Annotated in this window: 20 protein-coding genes, 1 tRNA gene and 1 pseudogene; 13 read left to right on the forward strand and 9 right to left on the reverse strand. The window is 68.0% G+C overall.

Translation table 11 applies throughout. The features are described 5' to 3' along the window. The first annotated feature begins 3 nt into the window (after nt 1–3). Nucleotides 4–1317, forward strand: coding sequence for a S1 family peptidase (locus ACYR7D_RS04670; protein WP_459548394.1), 1314 nt, complete (start codon nt 4–6; stop codon nt 1315–1317). Nucleotides 1318–1798: 481 nt separating this feature from the next. On the opposite strand, the gene ACYR7D_RS04675 is transcribed toward ACYR7D_RS04670, so the two are convergent. Then, nucleotides 1799–2575 (reverse strand): hypothetical protein, encoded by a 777-nt coding sequence (locus ACYR7D_RS04675; RefSeq protein WP_459548395.1) that lies wholly within the window; start codon nt 2573–2575, stop codon nt 1799–1801. Nucleotides 2576–3024: 449 nt separating this feature from the next. Between ACYR7D_RS04675 and ACYR7D_RS04680 the strand changes: the two genes are divergently transcribed. Further along, the gene (locus ACYR7D_RS04680) at nt 3025–6342 is read left to right on the forward strand and encodes a (Fe-S)-binding protein (protein ID WP_459548396.1); all 3318 of its coding nucleotides are present in this window, start codon (nt 3025–3027) and stop codon (nt 6340–6342) included. Nucleotides 6343–6417: 75 nt separating this feature from the next. Here the strand turns inward: ACYR7D_RS04680 and ACYR7D_RS04685 are convergent, their stop codons facing one another. Then, a complete protein-coding gene (locus tag ACYR7D_RS04685; protein ID WP_459548397.1) occupies nt 6418–6849 on the reverse strand; it encodes a PPOX class F420-dependent oxidoreductase in 432 nt (143 codons plus the stop codon). A 105-nt stretch (nt 6850–6954) separates the two neighbouring features. On the opposite strand from ACYR7D_RS04685, the gene ACYR7D_RS04690 reads away from it, so the two are divergent. Continuing rightward, nucleotides 6955–7734 (forward strand): phytanoyl-CoA dioxygenase family protein, encoded by a 780-nt coding sequence (locus ACYR7D_RS04690; protein ID WP_459548398.1) that lies wholly within the window; start codon nt 6955–6957, stop codon nt 7732–7734. Between the two features lie 129 nt (nt 7735–7863). On the opposite strand, the gene ACYR7D_RS04695 is transcribed toward ACYR7D_RS04690, so the two are convergent. The 3 genes from ACYR7D_RS04695 to ACYR7D_RS04705 form a co-directional block, all read right to left on the reverse strand. Further along, the gene (locus ACYR7D_RS04695; protein WP_459548399.1) at nt 7864–9009 is read right to left on the reverse strand and encodes an acyl-CoA dehydrogenase family protein; all 1146 of its coding nucleotides are present in this window, start codon (nt 9007–9009) and stop codon (nt 7864–7866) included. Then, nucleotides 9009–10241, reverse strand: coding sequence for an acyl-CoA dehydrogenase family protein (locus ACYR7D_RS04700; RefSeq protein WP_459548400.1), 1233 nt, complete (start codon nt 10239–10241; stop codon nt 9009–9011). Before ACYR7D_RS04700 ends, ACYR7D_RS04695 begins: the two co-directional genes overlap by 1 nt. A 186-nt stretch (nt 10242–10427) precedes the next feature. Continuing rightward, nucleotides 10428–10928 carry a YdcF family protein gene (locus tag ACYR7D_RS04705; RefSeq protein ID WP_459548401.1) on the reverse strand — a complete coding sequence of 167 codons (501 nt, stop codon included), beginning with the start codon at nt 10926–10928 and terminating at the stop codon, nt 10428–10430. Nucleotides 10929–11057: 129 nt separating this feature from the next. Between ACYR7D_RS04705 and ACYR7D_RS04710 the strand changes: the two genes are divergently transcribed. Then, nucleotides 11058–12380 (forward strand): UDP-glucose dehydrogenase family protein, encoded by a 1323-nt coding sequence (locus ACYR7D_RS04710; RefSeq protein WP_459548402.1) that lies wholly within the window; start codon nt 11058–11060, stop codon nt 12378–12380. A gap of 158 nt (nt 12381–12538) precedes the next feature. Further along, the gene (locus tag ACYR7D_RS04715; protein ID WP_459548403.1) at nt 12539–14218 is read left to right on the forward strand and encodes an Hsp70 family protein; all 1680 of its coding nucleotides are present in this window, start codon (nt 12539–12541) and stop codon (nt 14216–14218) included. 410 nt (nt 14219–14628) lie between these two features. Here ACYR7D_RS04715 and ACYR7D_RS04720 read toward each other — a convergent pair. Beyond that, nucleotides 14629–15906: pseudogene (locus ACYR7D_RS04720) on the reverse strand (YibE/F family protein); the annotation flags it as partial. Nucleotides 15907–16227: 321 nt separating this feature from the next. Further along, the gene (locus ACYR7D_RS04725; protein ID WP_459548404.1) at nt 16228–17481 is read right to left on the reverse strand and encodes a pyridoxal phosphate-dependent aminotransferase; all 1254 of its coding nucleotides are present in this window, start codon (nt 17479–17481) and stop codon (nt 16228–16230) included. A gap of 85 nt (nt 17482–17566) precedes the next feature. Here ACYR7D_RS04725 and ACYR7D_RS04730 point away from each other — a divergent pair, with 85 nt between their 5' ends. Continuing rightward, nucleotides 17567–18118, forward strand: coding sequence for a hypothetical protein (locus ACYR7D_RS04730; RefSeq protein WP_459548405.1), 552 nt, complete (start codon nt 17567–17569; stop codon nt 18116–18118). A 6-nt stretch (nt 18119–18124) separates the two neighbouring features. Here ACYR7D_RS04730 and ACYR7D_RS04735 read toward each other — a convergent pair whose 3' ends face one another. Then, entirely contained in the window at nt 18125–19444 is a 1320-nt protein-coding gene (locus ACYR7D_RS04735; RefSeq protein WP_459548406.1) for a helix-turn-helix domain-containing protein, read from the reverse strand. A 293-nt stretch (nt 19445–19737) separates the two neighbouring features. On the opposite strand from ACYR7D_RS04735, the gene ACYR7D_RS04740 reads away from it, so the two are divergent. Then, nucleotides 19738–20184, forward strand: coding sequence for a hypothetical protein (locus ACYR7D_RS04740; protein WP_459548407.1), 447 nt, complete (start codon nt 19738–19740; stop codon nt 20182–20184). Between the two features lie 144 nt (nt 20185–20328). On the opposite strand, the gene dcd is transcribed toward ACYR7D_RS04740, so the two are convergent. Continuing rightward, complete coding sequence (dcd, locus tag ACYR7D_RS04745) at nt 20329–20901, reverse strand: dCTP deaminase (protein WP_459548408.1); 573 nt, start codon at nt 20899–20901, stop codon at nt 20329–20331. Nucleotides 20902–20987: 86 nt separating this feature from the next. Between dcd and ACYR7D_RS04750 the strand changes: the two genes are divergently transcribed. The 6 genes from ACYR7D_RS04750 to ACYR7D_RS04775 all read left to right on the forward strand — a co-directional run bounded on the left by ACYR7D_RS04750 (nt 20988) and on the right by ACYR7D_RS04775 (nt 24070). Next, nucleotides 20988–21359 carry a VOC family protein gene (locus ACYR7D_RS04750; protein ID WP_459548409.1) on the forward strand — a complete coding sequence of 124 codons (372 nt, stop codon included), beginning with the start codon at nt 20988–20990 and terminating at the stop codon, nt 21357–21359. 92 nt (nt 21360–21451) lie between these two features. Beyond that, nucleotides 21452–21522 (forward strand) — tRNA-Gly (locus tag ACYR7D_RS04755). Between the two features lie 146 nt (nt 21523–21668). Then, the gene (locus ACYR7D_RS04760; RefSeq protein ID WP_459548410.1) at nt 21669–22844 is read left to right on the forward strand and encodes a helix-turn-helix domain-containing protein; all 1176 of its coding nucleotides are present in this window, start codon (nt 21669–21671) and stop codon (nt 22842–22844) included. Between the two features lie 199 nt (nt 22845–23043). Beyond that, nucleotides 23044–23217, forward strand: coding sequence for a hypothetical protein (locus ACYR7D_RS04765; protein WP_459548411.1), 174 nt, complete (start codon nt 23044–23046; stop codon nt 23215–23217). Further along, nucleotides 23214–23531, forward strand: a complete 318-nt coding sequence (locus ACYR7D_RS04770; protein ID WP_459548412.1) for a hypothetical protein — start codon at nt 23214–23216, stop codon at nt 23529–23531. Before ACYR7D_RS04765 ends, ACYR7D_RS04770 begins: the two co-directional genes overlap by 4 nt. Before the next feature lie 302 nt (nt 23532–23833). Further along, nucleotides 23834–24070 (forward strand): hypothetical protein, encoded by a 237-nt coding sequence (locus tag ACYR7D_RS04775; protein ID WP_459548413.1) that lies wholly within the window; start codon nt 23834–23836, stop codon nt 24068–24070. Nucleotides 24071–24099 lie beyond the last annotated feature (29 nt).

The raw sequence follows: 24099 nt of genomic DNA on the forward strand, positions 1-24099 counted from the left end.
TGCATGCTCATGCCACGCATAGGTAAACGACGGGCGGCCCGGTCCAGGAACCGGGCGTACCGTGCTGCTGTCGCCGCTTCGGCGGCCGTGCTGCTGTTCGGTCCCACCGCGGTGTCCTCGGCGGCCCCCGACCCCGGTCTCGGGCTCCCCGCCGACCTCGTCGCGGCTCTGAACCGCGATCTGCACCTCTCCCCCGAGGAGTACCTGCAGCGCGCCGATACGGCGCAGCAGGTGGCCGCGTTCGCGACCACCGCCCAGCGGCAGTACCCGCAGGTGTTCGCGGGCGCCTGGCTCGACGAACAGGGCAAGGGCGTGATCGCCCTGGCCCCCGGCCCCGGTGCCGAGGAGGCCCGCGGCGCGGCCGAATCGACCGGTTTCGTGGTGCGTAATGTCGCCAAGAGCGAATCCACCCTGCGCGGCGAGAAGAGCGCCTTCGAGCGCTGGCTCGACGGTCAGCCCGAGGCCGTATCCGCACTGGTTCGCGGCGTCGTGATCGATACGGTGAACAACAGCATCGCGGTGCGGGTGGACAAGCCCGGGCTGCCGATGCCGAACTTCATCGACCCGGCACACGTCATCGTGATGGCCCCGCCGGTGGCCGCGGAAACCCTGCCGCAGGCCACGGCCGTGGCCGAGGCGGGTACCGCCGCGGTGGGCGGCGGTTCCGGTTTCGCCTCGATCGCCGGCGATACCTCGCTGCGCTGCTCCTTCGGCTTCAACGGTGTCGGCCCCGGCGGTAACGTCGTGAACATCACCGCGGGCCACTGCAATCCCGATCTGGACAATGTCGGTGCCGCCACCGTGCACGAATCGCTCGGTGGCAACCAGGTGGGTCCGAAGATCGCCACCTTCCAGAAGTCGGTCCTCGGCAACCAGGACTATTCGATCCTGGACATCGAGGACGGCGCCGCCGGCCGCTTCGAGAACAATCTGGTCACGGTGCCCGGCGCCGCACCGGTGCCGATCGAAGGGGTGGCCACCCCGGTGGTCGGTGCCCCCGTCTGCAAATCCGGTTCGCGGACCGGTTTCAGCTGCGGTGTGGTGAACGCCGTCGATCAGACCGTTCAGGTGGGTGACCGCCAGCTCACCCAGAGCTTCTCCGCCAATATCTGCGCCCTCCCCGGCGACAGCGGCGGGCCGATCCTGACCGGGCGCCAGGCCCTGGGCATCTCGAGCGCTTCCTCGGTCGCCGATTACCCCATCTGCGAGATCCCCAACCTTCTGGGCGTGCTCACCGGTAACGCCCCGCAGTTGTTCGCACAGCCGGTGAGCGTCGTGCTCTCCGACAACCCGGGCCTGCGCATCCGCACGAACTAGAGACCGTCCCGCTCTCCGCTCCGCGCGTCGGCCGCGCCCGGAGCGGAGAGCGGGATTTCGGTACCGCACCCGTGGGCGCGATTCGCATCGGGCATCGAGCACACGAGAGGGTCGGCAGCGTAATGCTGCCGACCCTCTCGCTTATCGGGACTTCTCGGCTGCGGCGCTACCCTCATACGCGGCCTGCCGCTCATACGCGCCCGCCGCTCCACGGCGCAGCTCTTCCCAGATCTTCGATTCGGCCCGAGCGGGCGGCACAACACGCCGTACCGGCACGAACCGCCCGGATACGACGGTGTCCTGTCCCGGGCTCGGGTGACAGCGTGGCGGAGCCGCCGGACCCCGCCCCGGCACACCGTCCGTTCCCCTCCCCACAATGGCAGCAGCAGGCCTCCCGGCCGCGAATACCTTCCGTGAACAGCCGAACGGGGCCGACAGCTACCAGCTGTCGGCCCCGTTCGGCTGTTCAGGTAAGCGGAGGCTACTTCTCCGCGGGAGCGGCGGGAGCAGGCTCCTCCTGGGTGACGGGCTTGCCGCCATTGGCCCACTTGGTGGTGCCTTCCGGCGCCTGCAAAGCGTTGATCAGCTCGATTCCGGCAGCGACCAGAGTCGGACCGCCGACAGCGATGGTGCCCAGGACTCCACCGACACCCGCGCCGGTGAGCAGCCCGGGGAAGCAGCCGGCCACGATCGTGACAACGCAACCGATAACGGCACCTATAGCGGTGCCGACAAAGCCACCGATCGCAGTCGCGATGCCGAAGTGACTCGAGAACTCGTTCACCGCATTCTGGTTTTCCGCAGGCGAGGCGATGGGTTTGGCAACCGGCTGGAGCGTCGCACCGGCCGTATCGAGCCCTTCCGGCTTCGTCGGGGTGATCTCGACCACCGTGCCGTCGTTCTTGACCTCGGACGCCACCGGAATTTCGACTCCGTTGACGGTGAACTCCAAGGGCATCGCGGCGATCAGATCGCCGGCCTTGTCCTTGATCTCGAGAACCTTGGTCTTCTCGGCTTCCGCGATCGGAGCGGCTTCCGGGGTCCCCGGTTCTGTCGCCGCGGGCTCCTGCTCTTTCTCGACGATGGAGAAGGTTCCGCCGCCCAAGGTGGCGACAACCGTCTTCTCGACGAGTTGCACGGCATAGTTGACCGGCTCCTTCGGCGCCGGAGCCGCCGGTTGGGCGTGCGCGGTGCCCCAGCTCAAGGCGAGCGAGCCGATGACCGTTGCCGCAATCGCGGTGGGTCTCGCGAGTTTCATTCAGTTCCAATCGGGGTGTCGACGTCACATCCGCACGCGAGGGGCCCGCAAGGGGACGCGGCCCGAAATCCTCACCCGAGCGTTATGAGATGTCACGCTTCCTGATAGATCGGGGTGAGCGTAATCGAATTCACTGACAAAAGGCCACATTTCGTTTCCCAAGGGTAAGAATCACGTGGGTAAGCCTGGCCTTAGCGCCACCCCTCCCGGCGCGCCCTTTACGGTGTTAACCAGCCCTGTTGCTTCTGGGCGCAAAACTGAAAAGAGTGATATTCCTCACGTCTCAGTCGCCCGGGGAAAGCCCAGGCAGACCGACTGCGGCGCAGCGGCGATCGTATAGTGGACACCACTAGTTACCGGTGGGTAACTTACTGGCGGTTACGATACGAGCCGACGGGGTACTGCTCGGTTCTCCAGACCTCGTGTTGCTTCGAAAGAAAGGTCGCGACATGAATGCCCTGACAGTGACGCTGGGCACCTTGGGAGCGGCGCTCAGCCTGCTGTGTTGGGCGTCGTTCTTCGGCGGCGTCCGGGATATCGTCCGCGCCATCATGCTGGGCCAGCCGGCCCCGGACCGCTGGCGGCCGTTCTTCCCGCGTTTCAAACAGATGCTGGTGGAGTTCCTGGCGCACACCCGGATGAACAAGTTCCGGACGGTCGGCTGGGCCCACTGGCTCGTGATGATCGGCTTCCTGGGCGGTGCCATCCTCTGGTTCGAAGCGTACGGGCAGACTTTCGACCCGGCCTTCCACTGGCCGATCATCGGCAACACGGCGCTCTATCACCTGTGGGACGAGATCCTCGGCATCGGCACGGTCGTCGGCATCATGACACTGATCGTCATCCGGCAGCTGAACCATCCGCGCGTACCGGAGCGGCTCTCCCGCTTCAGCGGTTCCGCGTTCGGACCCGCGTATGTGATCGAGGCGATCGTCCTCCTCGAGGGCCTGGGTATGGTCTTCGTGAAGGCCGGCAAGATCGCGACCTACGGCCACGCCAACGGCGCGACCGACTTCTTCACCATGCGGGTGGCCGAACTACTACCCGCCAGCCCGACCATGGTGTCGATCTTCGCCTTCATCAAGCTGATGTCCGGTATGGCCTTCCTCTACTTCGTCGGCCGCAACATCACCTGGGGTGTGGCCTGGCACCGGTTCTCGGCCTTCCCGAACATCTACTTCAAACGTGAGGACGACGGTGGTGTCGCCCTCGGCGCGGCGAAGCCGATGATGTCCAAGGGCCGCCCCCTGGACATGGAGAACGTCGATCCCGATACCGACACCCTCGGCGCCGGCCGGATCGAGGATTTCTCGTGGAAGGGCTGGCTGGATTTCACCACCTGCACCGAATGCGGGCGTTGCCAGTCGCAGTGCCCGGCCTGGAACACCGGTAAACCGCTGTCGCCCAAGCTACTTATCATGTCGCTGCGGGACCACGGCCGCGCCAAGGCACCGTATCTGCTGGCCGGCGGCAGCAAGGATATGGGCGGCGACGAGGTCGGTCTGGTCGACGGCGAAGGTAAGCCGGACGAGGCGAAGCTGGCCCGCGTCTCCGAGGCCGCACGCGCCGAGGCCGAGCGCCCGCTCGTCGGTGACCACGAGGTGAACGGCATCATCGACCCCGAAGTGCTGTGGAGCTGCACCACCTGCGGTGCCTGCGTCGAGCAGTGCCCGGTCGATATCGAACACGTCGACCACATCATCGATATGCGCCGCTACCAGGTGCTGATCGAATCGGAGTTCCCCTCCGAGCTCGCGGGCCTGTTCAAGAATCTGGAGAACAAGGGCAATCCGTGGGGCCAGAACGCCAAGGACCGGCTCAACTGGATCAACGAACTGGACTTCGACATCCCGGTGTTCGGCAAGGACGCCGACAGCTTCGACGGCTACGAATACCTGTTCTGGGTGGGCTGCGCCGGCGCTTATGAGGACCGCGCCAAGAAGACCACCAAGGCCGTGGCCGAACTGCTGGCGACCGCGGGCGTGAAATTCATGGTGCTGGGTCAGGAGGAGACCTGCACCGGTGATTCGGCCCGGCGAGCGGGTAACGAATTCCTGTTCCAGCAGCTGGCGATGCAGAACATCGAAGTGCTGAATTCGGTATTCGAGGGCGTCGAGCAGAAAAAGAAGAAGATCGTCGTCACCTGCGCCCACTGCTTCAACGCGCTCAACAACGAGTACCCCCAGGTCGGCGGCACCTACGAGGTGGTGCACCACACCCAGCTACTGAACCGGCTGGTACGCGCGAAACAGCTCGTTCCGGTGGCCCCGGTTTCGCAGAACGTCACCTACCACGACCCGTGCTACCTGGGCCGGCACAACAAGGTCTACAACGCCCCACGTGAACTGATGGCCGCTTCCGGATCCACGCTGGTGGAAATGCCCCGGCACGGCGAGCGCTCCATGTGCTGCGGCGCCGGCGGTGCCCGGATGTGGATGGAAGAGCAGCTGGGCAAGCGGATCAATATCGACCGCGTGGACGAGGCACTGACCACCTCACCGGCCAAGATCGCCACCGGCTGCCCGTTCTGCCGCGTCATGCTCACCGACGGCGTCACCGCGCGCCAGGAGTCGGGTCAGGGCGAGGGCGTCGAAGTCGTGGACGTGGCGCAACTGATGCTCGAATCGATCGAACGCCGGGAACCGGAACAGCTGACGGCGAACCTCACGGTCGTCCAGGAGCCCAAGGCCGAACCGGAACCGGAACCGGAGCCCGAACCCGAGCCGGTGGCCGAAGCGGCCGCACCGGCGGCCGAGAAAACGGCGCCCAAGGGCGGCGGTCTGGCCATGAAGGGCCCCGCGAAGACACCCGGCAAGGGTCTCGGCATGAAGGGCGCCGCCAAGGCACCCGGCGCGAAGGCTCCCGCGGCCGAGAGCGCTACCGGTGACGGGGCACCCGCCGCGAAGGGGCTCGGTATGAAGGGCGGCGCCAAGGCGCCGGGTAAGGGTCTGGCGATGAAGGGGGCCGCCAAGGCGCCCGGAGCCAAGGCCGAAACCGCGCCCGCCGCCGAGGCCGGCACCGCACCCGCCGAAACCCCGGCGGCTCCGCCGGTGAAGGGCCTGGGCATGAAGGGCGGGGCGAAAGCTCCGGGCAAGGGTCTCGCCATGAAGGGCGGCGCGAAGGCCCCCGGCGCCAAGGCTCCCGGCGGCAGCGCACCGCAACCCGCGCCCGAGACCGGATCGGCCGCCGAACCGGCGGCGGATGCCGGACCCGCCGAAACCAAGCCCACGGTCGCGCCCAAAGGCCTGGCGATGAAGTCCGGGTTCAAACGCCCCGGCGCCAAGGCACCGGGCGCGAAACCGGCCGCCGCGGCCGATACCGGCGCGGCGCAGGCCACGGCCCCCGCGGAATCGGCCTCCACCGAATCCGCCGCTCCGGCCACGTCCGCGCCGGGCGGCGCGGCATCGGCGCCCGCCGAGAGCAAGCCCTCGAAACCGGCGAAGGGCCTGGCGATGAAGTCCGGGTTCAAGCGTCCGGGAACGAAGGCTGCGGGGGCCGGGACCACGGCAGCGGACTCCGCACCGGAAACCCCGGCGGCCGGAATCTCGGGCGGAGCGACCACCGCGGCGACCGCGGACGCATCCGCCGCGGCCACCACGGATACGACCTCCGCACCCGCCGAGGGCACGGCAGCCGAAACAGCGTCCGGAGCCGCCGACAACGGCAACGGCACCGCGGGCAACGGCTCGGGCGTGAAACCGCCGCAGGCCAAACCCGGCGGCCTCGGCTTCAAATCCGGCGCGAAAGCACCCGGACGTAAGAGCTGACGGGTAGTACCCGGCCGACAACGAGGCGGGGTCTGGTGGAAACGCCGGACCCCGCCTCGTGCGTTCCGGCCACGATCAGCGCAGCGCGGCGCCGTACACGTGTTCCACGGACAACCGCATGAGCACCCGCCGGTCGGCGACCATGACCGCCCGGTACTCGTCCCAGTCGGGGTGCTCCCCGGCCGCCTTGCGGTAGTAGTCCACCAGTGCCTCGACCTCGGGGCCGTGCGGATCGGTACCCGGCCCGATGAGGGTGACCGTGCCCTCCGCGGTGGCCCAGGCCCAGCCGTCCGCGCGGGTGACCTCCAGTGCCGCGCGGGGGTCACGGCGCAGGTTCACGGTCTTGGCCCGTCCCTCGGTCATCGAGACATAGATGATTCCGGCGGCGCGGTCGTAGTACGGCGTCACCGGCGACAGCTGCGGCAATCCGTCGGCCTTGATCGTGGCCAGGACGCCGAGCCGGCTCTCGCCGAGCAGGGTGCGCGGGTCGAACTGCGTACTCGTCATATCCGTTTCCAAGCGGGCCGGGCGGCGGGGTATTCCGCGGCTCATGAACCCGCTCACCGGAAAATCACTGGCGCCCGGACACCCACCGCGGTTCGAATGGGGCACATGCTCGACGACGCACAGCTGGCCTCGTTCATCGACAACGGCTACGTCCACATCCCCGCAGCGTTCCCACGAGCGCTCGCCGCGGAGTGCCGCGAGATCATCTGGCGCGATCTGGGTGCGTCCCCACAAGACCCCGGCACCTGGCCCACCCCGGTCGCCACCAGGCCCGACTACACCACGGCCCCGTTCGTGGCCGCCGCCGCGACCCCACGGTTACGCGCCGCCTACGACGCTCTGGCCGGTCCCGGCCGCTGGCTGCCGCGGAAAAGCCTCGGCGGCTTCGTGATCCGCTTCCCGAGCACCGGATCGGCCGTCCTCGACGGCTGGCACGTGGACGCGAGCTTTCCGGGCGCCGACTCGGCGCCCAACGACTACCTGAACTGGCGGATCAATATCCGATCCCGGGACCGGGCACTGCTGATGCTGTTCCTGTTCTCCGATACCGGCGAAAGCGACGCACCCACCCGCCTGCGTATCGGCTCACATCTGGACGTCGCCCGGATCCTCGAACCGGCGGGTGAGGCCGGGCTGACCGCGCGCGAACTCGCCGCCCGGGCCGAGCCGGTGACTGCCCACCGCCCTACGGCCTTCGCCACCGGATGTGCCGGCGACGTCTACCTGTGCCATCCGTTCCTCGTCCACTCCGGGCAGTCCCATCGCGGTACGGTCCCCCGCTTCCTGGCTCAGCCCAACCTGAGCCCGGCGCAACCGTTGCGCATCGCCGGCGACGGCCCGTTCACACCGGTCGAAACCGCGATTCGCGCCGCCCTGGCCGGGTGAGCGTCCGCGGTCCGGCGAGCACCACCCCATCGAGCCGCGCGATGATCCCCCTCTCGAGAAGCGTCGCGCGGCTCGGTGGTGTGCTTCCGCACCGCGCTCGGACGCACGGGTGAGCGCGGTGCGGTCCGATCAGGATTTCGTCAGCGCGATATAGCGGGCGAGATGATCGGAGCTGGAACCGAATTCGTATTCGATGGCGGTGAGCCGTTTGAAATAGTGGCCGATGGCCAATTCCTCGGTCATACCCATCGCGCCGTGCAACTGCACCGAATTCTGGCCGATGAACCTCGTCGCCCGGCCGATCGTCACCTTGGCCGCCGAAATCGCCCGAGCGCGTTCGGCCGGTTCGGCATTCACGGCGTAGGCGGCCAGATACGCGGCGGCGACGCTCTGCTCCAGTTCGATCAGCATATCGACCATGCGGTGCTGCAGCGCCTGGAAACTACTGATGGGCACCCCGAACTGCTGTCGTTGTCTGGTGTATTCGACGGTGTCGTCGAGCACCTTGCGCATCAGGCCGACGGCCTCGGAGGCGACCGCGGCGATGGCCTCGTCGATCGTCGCGTCGATCACGGGCCAGGCCGCGCCTTCGTCGCCGAGCAGCGCGGCGGCGGGGATACGGAAATCGGTGAACGCCAGATCGGCGGCGACGCGGTCGTCGATGGTGCGGTACTGGTGCACCTCGACACCGGCGGGTGGGGCGGCCGGGTCGAATTCCACCAGGAACAACGAGATTCCATCCCGATCGCGGCGCTGCCCGGCCGTGCGGGCGGAGATGATCAGATGGGTGGCGACGGGCACACCGGTGACCACGATCTTGGCGCCGTCGAGTACCCATTCGTCGCCGTCGCGGCGGGCGGTGACCGATACGTCGTGGCGTACTTCGCCGGATTCCGGCTCCAATGCGGCGAAAGCGATGCGCGCCTCTCCGCCGGCGATGCTCGACAACAGTTCCCGGGCCCGGTCGCCGCCGGACCGGCGCAGCAGGCCGCCGCCGACGACCACGGTGTCCACATAGGGCTCGACCACCAGGGCCCGGCCCAGTTCCTCCGCGATGATCATGCCCTCGATCGGACCACCGCCGGAGCCGCCTGCCTCCTCCGGCAGGGTGAGGCCGAGTACGTCCAGTTCGGCCAGACCGCGCCAGATCTCGGGCTGCCAGCCGGCGCCGGTTTTCACCGCGCTACGGCTCTTGGCCAGGTCGTAGCGGGCGGCGAGAAATCCGGAGACCGCGTCGCGCAGCATCTGCTGCTCGTCGGTGAAGGTGAAGTCCATCAGAGCCCCAATGCTGCCTTGGCGAGAATGTTTCGCTGGATTTCGTTACTGCCCGCGTAGATCGAGCCGGCGCGATCGTTGAAATAGCGCAGCGGCGCGACCGCCTGCCAATCGGCGCCACTGAGGTAGCCGTCGGCCGGCGGGGTGTACTCGGCGATCGGACCGCCGGGCGCGGTGGCGTGCGGCTGGTAGACCCGGCCGCGCGGACCGGCGGCGGTGAGTGCGAGTTCGGTGAGCCGCTGGCTGAGCTCGGTGGACAGGATTTTCAGCATGGACGAGGAGGTGCCCAGGTCCTTGCCCTGGGCCATGGCGGCCAGGGTGCGGAATTCCAGCACTTCCAGTACCTCGGTGCGGATCCGGGCGTCGGCGAGCCGGGCCGCGAACAACGGGTCGTCGCTGAGCGGTGCGCCGTCCGGTCCGGGCTGTCCGGCGGCGGCGGTGGCGATGTTCTGCGCCATCGCCTGGAGGGCGGGCGCCATGGCGCCACCGCCGCGCTCGTGGACCAGCAGGTATTTGGCGACGGTCCAGCCGTCGTCGATACGCCCGAGCACATTGCTCTTCGGGACCCGCACGTTGTCGAAGAAGATCTGGTTCTGTACCTGTTCGCCGGAACTCATCACCAGGGGCCGGATCTCGATACCGGGTGCGGTCATATCCATCAGCAGGAAGGTGATGCCCTGCTGTTTCTTCCCCTCGCGGGAGGTGCGGACCAGGCAGAAGATCCAGTTCGCCTCGGTGGCGTGGGTGGTCCAGATCTTGCTGCCGGAGCACAGGAAATCGTCGCCGTCGGATACCGCGGACATGCTCAGCGCGGCCAGATCGGAACCGGCTTCGGGCTCGGAGTAGCCCTGGCAGAAGAAAACCTCGCCGGTGAGGATCCGGGGCAGGAAGTAGTTCTTCTGTTCCTCGGTGCCGAAGGCGATCAGCGCCGGGGCGACCATCCGGATACCCATCGGGGAAAGCGCGGGCGCACCGGCCAGGGTGAGTTCCCGGCTGAAGATGTAGTGCTGGGTGAGCGACCAGTCGCAGCCGCCGTACTCGACCGGCCAGTGCGGCGCGGCCCAGCCCCGTTCGTGCAGGATGCGCTGCCATTCCATACTGGCTTCGTGGTCGGAGTAGACACTGGTCATCAACCGGCCCGCGGTGCTCAGCTCGGGGGTGAGCTTTTCGGCCAGGAACGCTCGTACCTCGTCTCGGAAGGCCTTGTCGGCCTCCGACCAGTCGTAATCCATACACGCTCCCGAAGGCTTGAGGCGTTGTCGCAGCAGGTCCGGCGGCTACCGGCACTAGAGAGAATGTAGCGAGGCCTCTCTCATGACGTCAAACTGAAGGCGCATGCCCTCACAAGAGCGGCGATGGGTGCCGAGCAGGACCGGAACCGCGACCGCGGGCCCGGTGCGAACTCCACGCTCCATTCGTCAGCAATCCTCGAACACCGCCTTCACATACCCGGCGGATTGGTACACATAGTCGTAGGCCCAGCGCGCCACCGACAACGTCGGTCGCGTGTCCACGAACAGCAACTCCCCGCCCCAGCACTTCCCGAGAACATGGCGGGCCCGGGAGATATGCGGAGTGAAGGTGACGACAAGCACCCGCCGCCAGCCGTGCGCCCTGGCCTGCGTCGCCAGGTAGCGCCCCTCCCCCCGGGTGGTCCGGGGCGAAGGATCGAAACACACCACCTCGAAGCTGTATCCACCGTGGCAGATCCGATTGATCAGCGGGCTGTCCTCGTAGGGGTTCGAGATCAGCACCCGCGGCGCGTACCCCTCCCGGGCCAGACCTAGCCCCAGCGCCTCCCGCCCGTCGTGCGCGCCGCCGAGCACCAGAATCGCATCGACCGGCGCGGGCTCCTCACGCTGCGGAGACACATAGACCGGCCACAACGCGGCCACCAGCGTCACGAGAACGGCCGTCACCACGGCGAGGACGAATACGCGGCGGCCCCCGGGCCGGCGGCGGCCTCGTCGTCCGGTGTACACCTGCTGTTGCCCGGCGCCTCGTCTCGGTTTTCTGGTGCGGCCACCGGCGGGGATTACCAATCGATCATGCGATGCACAGTCTTCGGAACCGGGTACCTGGGGGCCACGCACGCAGCGTGTATGGCCGAGCTCGGGCACGATGTGCTCGGAGTCGATATCGATCCCGGTAAGGTGGCGAAACTCTCCGACGGTGTCACTCCGTTCTACGAACCCGGCCTCGAGGCGGTGCTGCGCCGTAACCTCGATGCCGGGCGGCTGCGGTTCACCACCTCCTACACCGAGGCAGCCGACCACGCCGACGTCCATTTCCTCGGGGTGGGTACCCCGCAGAAAAAAGGTGAATACGCGGCAGACCTGAAATTCGTGCACGCGGTCGTGGACACCCTCGTTCCGCTGCTCACTCGCCCCTCGGTGCTCATCGGTAAATCCACGGTGCCGGTGGGCACGGCCGCCGCCCTGGGCGATCGGGCCCGCGCGGTGGCCGCGGTGGAGGTGGAGGTGGCGTGGAACCCGGAGTTCCTGCGCGAAGGTTTCGCGGTGCGCGACACCCTGCGCCCGGACCGGCTGGTCCTCGGGATGGACCACGACCGGCAGCGGGCACCGTGGGTCCGGGCGGTCGTCGAGGAACTGTACGCGGATCTGCTCACCGCCGGGGTGCCCTTCCTGGTCACCGATCTCGCCACCGCGGAACTGGTCAAGGCCTCCGCGAACGCTTTTCTGGCCACGAAGATATCGTTCATCAACGCCGTATCCGAGGTCTGCGAGGCGATCGGCGCGGATGTCACCGTACTCGCCGACGCGCTCGGATACGACGCTCGCATCGGCCGCCGTTTCCTGGATGCCGGACTGGGTTTCGGGGGCGGCTGCCTACCGAAGGACATCCGCGCCTTCATGGCGCGGGCGGGAGAACTCGGCGCCGACCACGCGCTGGCATTCCTGCGCGAGGTCGACAACATCAATATGCGTCGCCGCACCAAAATGGTGGATATGGCGGCCCGCGCCTGTGGCGGTTCACTACTGGGCGCGAATGTGGCGGTGCTCGGCGCCGCCTTCAAACCGGAATCCGACGATGTCCGGGATTCACCCGCGCTGAATGTGGCCGGCATGATCCAGCTCCACGGCGCGGTGGTCACGGTGTACGACCCGAAAGCCCTGGAGAACTCGCGTCGTGTCTTCCCCACCTTGAACTACGCGACCTCGGTGACCGAGGCCTGCGAACGCGCCGATGTAGTACTGGTGCTCACCGAATGGAGCGAGTTCGCGCGGCTGCGGCCGACGGATCTGGACACGGTGGTGCGGACCCGTTCGATCATCGACGGACGCAACTGTCTCGATCGAGCCGCCTGGCGCTCGGCCGGATGGGTGTACGCGGGACTGGGCACACCGTAGAGTCGAGGGGCACCGCCCCACGGCATCTGTTCCTGCCACCCGCGACGACGGGACCGGGCGGTACTGTCGGAGTAGTCACCTGGTCCGGGGGACGAGCCGTCACCGTCGACCGGTTGACGCTCGCATATCGTGAAGCGGGAAGTACGGATGGGCTGCTGATGAGTTCGGTACTGGGAGTGTCGGTGGGGGCCGGCGCGATCCGCTTGGCGCGCCCACCCGCGGACGAAGCACTCGGAACCGGCCCCGAATCGTTCGAGCAACGAACCTTCGTGGTCCCGCCCGAAACACCGAGCGCGGAGCGAGCCGCGCTCTCGGTGGCCGCCGCACTGAACTCGAATCCCGATATCACCGGGACGGTTCTGGCGTGCCGGGACGAACAGCAGGCCCGGGCGCTGCACGCGGCCATGGCGGAGCAGAAGCTCACCGCCTACGACATCGTGCCCGATATCGAGGCCATCCTGGAATTCGCCGTGATCTCGGGGGCGCTGCAGGGGGTGACCACCCTCGGCGTCTACGACCTGGGGGCCTCCGGACTCTCGGTGACGGTGGTGGAGGTGGCGAGCCGCACCGTCCTGCACACCGAACGTACCGGCGATATCAGTGGCGAGTATTTCGATTCGCTCATCCGGGAGCAGCAGATCAATTCGGGCCGGATCGCCCACCCACCCGACCCGGCGGGTCTGGCCCAGCTGGACGCGCTGTGCCGCGCCGCCAAAGAGCGGCTCTCGTCCAATACCGCGGTGGCCCTGCCCAGCGAGTACGGGCCGGTGCTGCTCACCCAGGAGAACTTCAGCGCGCTGATCGCCCGCGCGATCGAAACGTCGGTGCTGGCCACCCGCGAGATAATCCGGCGTCCGGGCCGCGCGGTACAGGCGGTGCTCGCGGTCGGCGGCGGGGTGCGTATCCCGCTGGTCAGCCAGACATTGCGGGAGATCCTGGAAATGCCGGTGCTGGTACCACCGGAACCGGAAGCCGCGACAGCGCGCGGTGCCGCCCTGCTGGCCCGCAGACCACCGGCCGCCCGCCCGGCCCGCGAACCCGACGCCGTTCCTACCGTGACGGCGGACGGTTCGGCTCCTCCCCCCGGGCAGCCCACCGCCACCGGAACCCGTCCGGACGCGCCCGTTCCCGCGCCGGACCCCGACGAACGCACGGTGCCGACCGCGGGGCGGGCCGGTCCGCCGGGTCCGGCGCCCGCTCGGCCCGCCCCACCGGAACCGCAGCCGGGTATTTTCGGCCCGCCGGCGGGCACGGCCGCCGAATTACCGCCCCCGCACCCGCATATCGCCGCCGCCCCGCCGAGTACCACCGACGTCGCGAGCGACGGCGGTACATCGCAGGCTCCGGCCGCCGAGCCCGGCCCACCGGCACCGCGGCTCTCGGAAGCAGAGGATCCGCCCACGGTCGCCCTGCGTATCCCGGCCAAGCTGGTGCCGCAACGTTCGTTCGATACGCCGCCGCGGCGGAACCGGGAGATCAACGCCGCCGTGGTGGCCGTGAGTGTGCTGGTGGTGGTGGCCTCGATCGGGATCGGTCTCGGCTACGGCCAGCACATGTTCCGTCAGGAATCCACCACCATCGAGGGCACCACCCGGGCACCGGCCACTACGTCGAGCGAACCCTCTCCCGCGCCCGGTATGGCGGGAGCCACGGTCACCACCCCGTCCGAACACGCCTCGCTGGCCGAACCGCCGCCGGTCGCCGCCCCACGACCGACACAGGCGCCGACGACCACCAACGGCCCGAACACCTTCCAGGTACCGGGATTGCCGCCGATCGTCGTTCCGACTCTCCCGCCGCTCTTCCCATCGCCGCAGACACCACCGCCGAGGCGCTGACCTCGTAGTCCCCGGGCTACGCCCCTGATCCGGGGGATCGAAGACCTCGACCGGATCCGGTGCGGTGGGTGGACCGGCAGGAAGACGTCGCGGGTTCAGCTCTGCCCGTAACCGGGTCGCGGGCGCCCCCGGTACGGTCCGGGTGGGCGCAGTTGTTGCTGCTCACCGCTCCATGGCCGGGGTGTTTCCGGGTTCTGAGGTCCCGGCTGCGGCGGGCGGGGCGGAGTCTGCCGCTGGGGTGGCGCACCGGTGCGCCGCGGTCGCGGTTCGCCGGCCCCGGCCCGCGGCAGGCGGGGCTGTTCTCCGGTGGTCGGCCACGGTTCCCGGGCGCGGCCCGCTCGATTCCGCTGTTGTCCCGCGCGGCCGCCCCTGGCTGCCGCCTTCTCGTCCCGGTCGGCGGTGCCGGTATCGGAGTGGCGTCCCGCCCGGCCACGGCGTGCGGGCGCCGATACTCCGGGATTACCCGACCCGAACGGCCGGGCGAGCAGCACCGCGATACCGGTGGTCAACGGTACCGACAACGCCAGGCAGATACCGCCGACCGCCGAGCGCGCGATCTCGATCGCCACCGCGTCGCCCACCAGGACATCGCTGATGGGCCGCCCCGCCACGCTGAAGAGCAGCAGCAGCGGCAGCGCACCACCGGCATAGGCGAGCACCAGTGTGTACACCGTGCTGGCGATATGGTCGCGGCCCACCCGCATCGCCGCCGCGAAGACCTCGCGCCGGGAGGCTTTCTTGTCCAGTTCCGCGAGTTCGAAAGCGGCCGAGGCCTGGGTGATGGTCACATCGTTGAGCACACCGAGCGAACCGATGATGAAACCGGCCAGCAGCAGACCGGTGATGCTGACGTGTTCGATGTAGGTGGCGACATTGGTGTTCTGTTCTTCGGACAGCCCCGTGAGCGTGGTGGCCTCGATGGCGATCCAGGACAGTACCGCGGCGATGACCATCGACGTGAGGGTGCCCAGCAGCGCGGAACTGGTGCGCAGGTTCACCCCGTGCGCGAGGTACAGCACCGCGTAGAGAATGAGGGAACCGGCAACCAGCGCAACCGGTATCGCGGGTTTGCCGTCCAGCAGCGCCGGGAGCAGGAAGATCACCAGCACCCCGAACGCGAACACCAGTCCGATCAGGGCCCGCACGCCGCGCCAGCGGGCGATCGCCACGATCACCACCACGAAGGCCAGCACGATCAGACTCAGCGGCAGTCCGCGGGAATAATCGTCGAACGAGTACAGCGGGGTGCCGTCCGGGCCGGTCTGCCGAACGATGCGCAGTTCGTCGCCCGCGGCGAGATCGGGCTGGCCGGGGCCGGGCGCGATTTCCAGCAGGGTGTTCTTCCCGGCATGCGGGCCGGATTCGATGGCGATCACGCTGCGCTGGCATTCGTAGGCTCGCAGGGTGGGTTGTTGGGGCTCGCCGTCGAAGACCCGGCCGATGGAGGGGCTGCCGCACGGGCCGACATCCTGGCGGATCACCGTTCCGGCTTCCGTGACCACCGCTGTGCCGTCCGCGTTCTGCAGCGGCAGCGGGATTTCGACCTGCTGACGAGCCGGCCAGAGGGCGATGGTGGCGATGACCACGATGATGCCGATGGCAACCAGCAAGCCGACCACGACCCGGGCCGCGGGAGCGCTGATGGCGATCGGCCGGGAGTGGTCGTGATGGTGATGGTGGTCGCTCACCCAGGTGAGCCTAGAGGATTCGCCGTACGCCCACCGTACCGGCGATAGCGCCTACGCTGGGGATTCGCGGAATTCGGGAGGATCTCGGGAAGGGGCGGCGGAGAGCAGGGGGATGTCTCCGCCGCCCGCGGGCAGGCGCCCAGGGGGGGTAGGCGGCCTAACCCGAGGACCAGGTTGCCCAGGGGGGGTAGACAACCTGGCCGGGCACTTTGAGGTGCCGAGACCACTGTACACATACGATCCTGTTTCGTGCCAGTGGGTTCAGAAAATTGCGTGTAATCCGGATGAGGAGTTGGTTTTAACCCACCGTTGGCCGCCCCGCTACTGTCGGTAACCGGACAGGAAGTTGCCGAACCGCTCGATGGCAACAGCCAGGTCCCGAGCCCAGGGCAGGGTCACGATGCGCAGATGATCATGATTGGGCCAATTGAATCCCGTCCCCTGCACCATCAGGATCTTTTCCTGGAGCAGCAGGTCCTGGACCAGTTTCTCGTCATCATGGATTTCGTGTACTTCGGGATCCAGTCTAGGGAACGCGTACAGCGCCCCTTTGGGTTTCACGCAGGACACACCGGGAATCGAGTTCAGCCGCTCCCACGCCACATCCCGCTGTTCCAGCAACCGCCCGCCGGGCAGGATCAGATCCTCGATGCTCTGGTACCCACCGAGGGCCACCTGGATGGCATGCTGCGCGGGCACGTTCGGGCACAGCCGCGACGAGGCGAGCAGGTCTATACCTTCGAGGAAACCGGCCGCGTGCTCCTTCGGTCCGGTGATGGCCAGCCACCCGGAGCGGTAGCCGGCCACCCGGTACGCCTTCGACAGACCGTTGAACGTGAGACACAGCAGGTCAGGGGCCAGCGTCGCCAGGGATATATGCTTCGCGTCGTCGTAGAGGATCTTGTCGTAGATCTCGTCCGCGAGCAGTAGCAGCCGGTGCTTACGGGCCAGATCGACCACCTGCTGCAGAACCTCCGCCGAATACACCGCACCGGTCGGATTGTTGGGGTTGATGATCAGCAGCGCCTTGGTGCGCTCGGTGATCTTCGATTCGATATCGGCGAGATCGGGCTGCCAGCCGGCGGTCTCGTCGCACAGATAGTGCACGGGGGTCCCCCCGGCCAGACTGGTCATCGCCGTCCAGAGCGGATAGTCCGGCGTCGGGATCAGCACCTCGTCGCCGTTGTCCAGCAACGCCTGCATGGTGATGGTGATCAGCTCGGAGACACCGTTACCCAGGTAGACATCGTCCACATCCAGCTCCGGGAAACCGGGCACCAGTTCGTACCGGGTCACGATGGCCCGCCGCGCGGACAGTATCCCCTTGGACTCGGAGTATCCCTGCGCATGCGGCAGCGCGGCGATCATATCCCGCATGATCACATCGGGCGCCTCGAAACCGAACGGGGCCGGATTACCGATATTGAGTTTCAGGATCCGATGCCCTTCGGCCTCGAGCCGTGCCGCATGCGCGTGTACCGGTCCACGAATCTCGTAGACGACATTCTGCAGCTTCTTCGACTGCTCCAGAATCCGGGGCGCGGGGTGCGAATGGCCTGTACTCACCCGATCCATGGTGCCACCCGGGGCAAGCGGATATCGGGTCCGACCCCGCCACGTGCAGTACCGTTACCGCTGAACAGAGGCAGAGGAGAGCCCGGTGGGGCAGTCGCCGGCGAGCGGCCAGGTTTTCGCGGGGTATCGGATCGAGCGCCTACTGGGCGCCGGAGGTATGGGTGAGGTCTTCCTGGCCACCGACCGTGACCTGCCCCGATTCGTGGCCCTGAAACTGCTCGGCCGGGACCGCACGGGCGACCCGGAGGTGGTGGCCCGCTTCCGCCGGGAGGCCGCGGCGGCCGCCCTGTCCGGGACCGGAGCGCCGGCGACGACCATGCGGTCGCCGGCCCCGCGCCGCCGCGGAAGAGGTGGCGGGCGGCGACGCCGCCGCACGCTCGCCCTGGTCACGGCACTGACCGTCGTCTTCGCGATATGCGGTACCGGTGCGATGGTCGTCGATACGGTCCGGACGCCGGTGGTCGAACGCCTGCACAAGGCCCGGGAACTCGCCGGCGGATTCGTGTATCGCATGAAAGGCGCAGTGCACGATCTGGTATTCCTCCCCAGCGCGCAGCACATACAGAACACCTCCGGCGCAACGGTCGCCCCATTCGTACCCGCTGTACCGCCGCCGGGCTCGCCCGGCGGCCCCTAGCCCCGCCTACCCACCGGGCGGCAGGACACGTGTCGCCGTCGCCCCGCAGAACTCCTCGATCCGCTCGTCCAGCGCCCGGGCCTCGGCGACACCGCGGAACGCGGGGGCACAGATACGCCGGCGTACACCGGTGAGGCGTTCCTCCAGCTGCGCGATGCGTTTGTCCTCGTCGAGTTCCAGAACGGGTAGCAGCGCCTCGGCCGCGCCGTCGATACTGCCGTTGATCAGATGCGCGGCCGCCGAATCCACCCTGGCCAGCGCTTCCGCCCCGTAGGAGCGCTGCCGGGCCGGGCCGGTGCGGTAGAGCTCGATCGTGCGCTCGGTGGCCGCCAGCGCGGGTTCGGCGAGGCCCAGATGGATATAGGTCGCGCCCGAGTAGTAGCTGGCCTTGGCGTCGGAGAAACCGAACACGCCACCCACTTCATCGTGCAGATCGTCCGTTCCGGAGCCCTCGGCCGCGGCGGTGGCGGCGCGGATACACCGCTCGGTCTCGGTGGCACTGCCGATCTTCGACCAGATACGGGCCTCGATATTGTGCAGCCGCACCGCCGCCGTGGCCGAATCGGCGTACTGCTGCCCGCTCTGCGCCAGCTGCAATGCGCGGTGCGGGCGTTCGGACCAGTACTCGATCAGCGCGTGCATGCCGCGGGCCCAGGCCCGTAAACCGTTGTGGCCGCTGATCTCCCCGTATGCCCAGGCCGCCCGGATCTGTTCGGCGGCGGCGTCCAGGTATCCCAGATCGGTACTCGCATTGGCCAGCAATCCCGACAGCGATCCGGCGAGCAGATACAGGTGCCCGGTATCGGAGGGCCGCTGCTGCCCCTCCAGCAGCCGGTACACCCGCCGCCGCACCCGCAGCATCTCCACCATCATCGGCATCGGCGGGGTGTGCACATAGTCGTTGGCGATCCGGGTGACATCGGCGTCGAGCTGCTCCAATGTGCCGGGGCCGAGGTTGCTGCCCCCGGCCCGGCTCGCGTGCTCGCTCGCCTCATGTGCTGCCGCCATGATCAGATCCCTCTCCGAAATCGCCGCCGGCTCCTCCCCGCGGACCGCACCGCTATCGATGAGTGCCAAGAGTTCGGCGTCAGTGGAATAGCTTCCGCGCACCGGGGAAGGACCGGGGGCCGCGCGTGAGCCGGAAACGGACGCGGGAGCGGTCAGCGCCGCGAACCGGGACCGCTCGATATCGTCGGACCTGGCCAGACAAGTATCGAGGGCGGCCTGGTTGACCGGACGTGGATGCACCCGGTCGCCCCCGGCCTCCCATTTGGATACCAGTCGTTCGTGCACTCCCAGATGTGCCGCGAACTCCCGGATGCTCATCCGCTTGGCCTCGCGAAGCGCCCGGGCCTCCCTTCCAGACCACTGGCCGACCACTTTGTCACCCTTTCCGAACGATTCCCTCACCCAGAGTACGAGCCGTATGTGACTGCGACCACAAGGAATTCCACTGTCGTGGACAAGGGCAGCGCAAGGGCAGTGGAACGCGGGCGTGTAGACGGTTCCCACGCGCCGACCGTGCCGGGATCCTGGATATGAAAGGTCTGCCAGACCGCCACCAGTCGTGGTTCGGGACACCAGGAACTCGGAGCGCCCGGGAGGCAAGGGGATTCACCGTGAACGTGGAAAAGCTCAGAACGGTCGACGACTGGGCCGCATACTATCGCCACGAATTCGGGTTACCGGCCACCGAACGTGGCGGATTCGTCATGTTGCCGATCACGAGCCGGGCCTGCGTCATTCATCTACCCACCCGGCGCGCGGAAGCCGTACGCGATCTGCTCGACTCCCGCGATATCCGCGTCCCCATGCTGGCCCGGCAGATCCGCTGGAGTTTCCTGGCCTACCCGGATCGCCGTCCGGATCCACAGGTGGTCGAAATGCTGCGGCGGATCGATATCGATATCCCGGGTGTGGGTAGCGCGGTGATGCTGCCGACCGGTATGGGCCGGTGGAACCGGGAGGGCTGCAACTGGGTGGTGCCGCCGGAACGCGACGGCCTGCTCCCACCGCTGTCCTCGGTGATCAATGCCGCACTCTTGGCCGGGAGCACCGAGGAATGACCGGGGATGGGGCTGCGGCCGGCCGCTCACGAGGCGCGCCGGTCGTAGCCCGCCCCCGGCCGCACGGACCGCGTCGGGGCTATGGCCCCGGCCGCCGATATCGTGCTCGGCGCGGACGTGCCCCGACCGCGCCGAGCACTCCTCCTAGCGCGACGCCGGGAAGTTCAGATACGCCCGAGACGGTGTCGGCCCCCGCTGTCCCTGGTACTTCGACCCGGCCCCCGCGCTGCCGTACGGGTTCTCCGCCGGGCTGGTCAGCCGGAACAGGCACAGCTGGCCGATCTTCATACCCGGCCACAGCGTGATCGGCAGATTCGCCACATTCGACAATTCCAGGGTGATGTGCCCGCTGAACCCCGGGTCGATGAATCCGGCCGTCGAATGGGTGAGCAGCCCCAGCCGCCCCAGACTGGATTTGCCCTCCAACCGCCCCGCGAGATCATCGGGCAGGCTGCACACCTCCAGCGTGGAACCGAGCACGAACTCTCCCGGATGCAGCACGAACGGCTCGCCCTCGGCGGGCTCCACCAGGCTGGTCAGCTCGTCCTGACGCTGCGCCGGGTCGATATGGGTGTAGCGGGTGTTGTTGAACACCCGGAACATCCGGTCCAGCCGCACGTCGATACTGGACGGCTGGACAAGGGTTTCCTCGAAGGGTTCGAGCCCGAGCCGTCCGGCGGCGAACTCCGCCCGGATATCACGATCGGAAAGCAGCACGCCACGAGCGTAGCGACCACCGCCGGGGCGAGCGGGGCCGGTCCGCGGCTTCCCCCGTTGTCGCACCCCGGTGGCATGATCCGGCCATGGCCGATACGAGCGCACACACCCACCACGGCATCGACTACATCGAGCTCACCGTCACCGATATGGAGAGCGCCCAGCGTTTCTACCGATCGGCCTTCGGCTGGCAGTTCACCGACTACGGCCCCGGCTACGCGGGCATCCGCCGCTTCGACGGCAGCGAGGGCGAAGCGGGCGGACTGGCCCTCGGCGCCGAGGTCCGCCCCGGCGGGCCGCGGGTCCTGCTCTACTCCGAAGACCTCGACACCACCCTCCGCGCCGTATCGGCCGCGGGCGGCACCGTGACCGAAGGCCCCTTCGACTTCCCCGGCGGCCGCCGCTTCCACTTCGCCGACCCGAGCGGCAACGAGCTCGGTGTCTGGGCGGAGAGTTGATACCTCCGCGCCCCCACCCGAGGCTGGACCGGGAAAGATTTCGGCCTCGGGGCGGGCTCTGCTAAGCTCCCCTTCACGCCTACGGGCGTACCGCCGGTGTAGTTCAATGGCAGAACTTCTGCTTCCCAAGCAGACGGCGCGGGTTCGATTCCCGTCACCGGCTCAATAGAAAACCACCCCGGACCAGGCGAAAGCCGAGCGAGGTTTTCTTTGCCGACTGCCGCTGTAGCCCAAGCTGTATCCGAGTGCCCAATTTTCCTTTCGGCCGGGCGTATACGTGAAATACTCGCAGCCCGTACGCTCGACGGTATGGCTGCGGATCTTGGGGACCGCGTCGCGTCCGTGCGCAAACGGCGTGGGCTGACGCAACGAGAACTGGCTGATCTGAGCGGGGTGTCTCTCTCGCTGATCAAGAAGATCGAGCAGGCGGAGCGCGGCACTGTGCGCCTCGAGACGCTCCGGAAACTGGCAGTGGGGTTACGTGTCCGAACCTCCACACTGCAGGGTGATCAGCGAGACGCCGAGTGGGCCGACACTCAGACCGAGGATCTCTGGGCACCCGTGCACCGAGCGCTGGCCGGCGCCGCCGAGCCCGCCCCGGGTGACGAGCCGGTGACCGCCGCCGGCGTCCAGGCCGCGGTCGAGGAGATCCGGCCACTGCTCAGCACTCACCGATACCGGACCATCGCGCACCGGCTACCCGGGATCATGCGCGATGCCGATGCCCTCGACGGCGAGGACGGACGCAGCATCCGCGCCCGGCTGCTCGGCATGGTCGGATTCCTACTCGTGCAGAATCGGCAATTCGACATTGCCGAGCAGACGCTACAGCGCGCGATCGACGACGCGACCGATCAGCGCGAGGCCGCCGCGGTGGCGAACACCATGACGTGGGCGATGCTGCGCCAGGGCCGGGTCGCCGAGGCCGAGGCCTACGCCGTGCAATGGGCCGACCGCGTCGAGCCCCGCTTCAGCCGGGCCACCACAGGCGAGCTCGCCTGCTGGGGGCGGCTGTGGCTCTACGCCGCGAACGCCTCGATCCGGGACAACGTCGAGAGCCGCGCCGACGACGCGCTCGCCCTGGCGCGCGCAGCCGCGCACCGGATCGGCCGTGAGGTTCTGTCGGACACGCACACCGTGCGCGCCTATGGTCCGGTGACGGTGGCGCACAACACGGCCGAAACCTATGTGCTCACCGGACGGCCCGACAAGGCGCTCGCCATCGCCGAGGCCACGCCGAGGCCGACCCTTCAGCCGACCGGGGCCGGACGGTTGCGCCACCAGCTCGATATCGCCAATGCGCACGCCCAGCTCGGCCAGGGCACGGCAGCGGTCGGTGTGATAACGGAGTTGCGCGCCGTGGCGCCGGAATGGCTGGTGCAGCAGCGTTACGCCCGCGACATTCTCAGCAACATCGTCGCCGACCGCCGGACGCTGTCCGCTGATATGCGCGAGCTCGCCGACGCAATCCGCCTCGAATACTAGATACCAACCGGTTGCTTGTGTCCCTTGGGTCGCCCCGGCTCGGATCGGACACAGACACAGTGCTTTCAAGTTGACAGTCTGTGCCCAGCCCCGGCGCCGGGTCGATTTCCCTTTGCCGCAGAACCGCATACCGCCGGCACGATGAAAACCCCGGCGCCGGGTGCTTGCCAATTGATCGCCTCGCTCGGGGAGCGACGAAATGCAGCACACGAGCACCAAAACCGCCGCGCCGCGACCGCCGTTGCCGCAACGCATACCGGCACCGGTCCCGCCGTACCGGCGCCGATTCGCGCTCTGCACCGATACGTTGCTGTTGGCCCGGATCGCCGAGGGACTTCGCGCACTCGATACCGGAATCGGGTCGGCCCGGTGAAGCACGCAATCCTGCTGCGCCGGCGCGAGGCCGATAGCCGCGACGGCGAACCGCTGTTGCAGCGGTACGGCCTCGAGGTCGTGTTCACGGCGGTAATCGACTCGGTATCGAAACTCGCCGCGGCGGTCGCCATCCAACACGTGCTACAGCACGACGCCGAGACCGTTGTCGTGCCACATCTCACCCGATCCGAAGCATGCGCGGCGCCGCCATGGCAAGCGGTGGCAGCTGTCGCCGAGCTCGTAACCATCGATGGTGTGTTGCGATACGACCGCGCCGAGGGCGCCGACGCGATCGCCGAGGGCCGGCCATGAGTACGCCGTTGCTCGTGCTCGTGCTGCTCGGCCTCGGGGTGTTCGTCGGCGCGCTGGTCCTACCGGGCCGCTGGTAGCACCGGCCGGCCGCCGCCGATCCGGTGAACATCGATTCATCCCAACAGGGGCATCATGTCCACACTGGTTCTGATCGCGATACTGGACACCGGTTGGTCGTGAAATTCGGCACCGCCTGTTCGGGGAGGATGCGTATGTTCGCGAATTTCGACATCGCCGGGTGGTGGGCAGTCCCGCCCGGGAGAACGAGGAACAGAATGCAGAACGGTTACCGTTCCACGCTAATGGAGCAGCTGCGGAAGTACGCGCCTGCGCTGCCCGCGGGGAAGGTGGACTCTCTGCGCGAGACGGTGGTGGTGGGTGAGCTCTCGCTCGCCTCCGTCGATCTCGTCAGCGCATTGGTCAACGACGCGGTGCCTGTCGATCGGCAGGACGTGCCTACGCTGCGGTGGCTGCTCGAGAACGTGGCGCTGCCGCCGGATACTCCGGCCGACCTCGCCGACCGTCTGGTGGTCGAGTGAGAGTCCCCGACTCGACAGCGGCGCCTGGC

The sequence above is a fragment of the Nocardia sp. X0981 genome, from assembly GCF_977089955.1.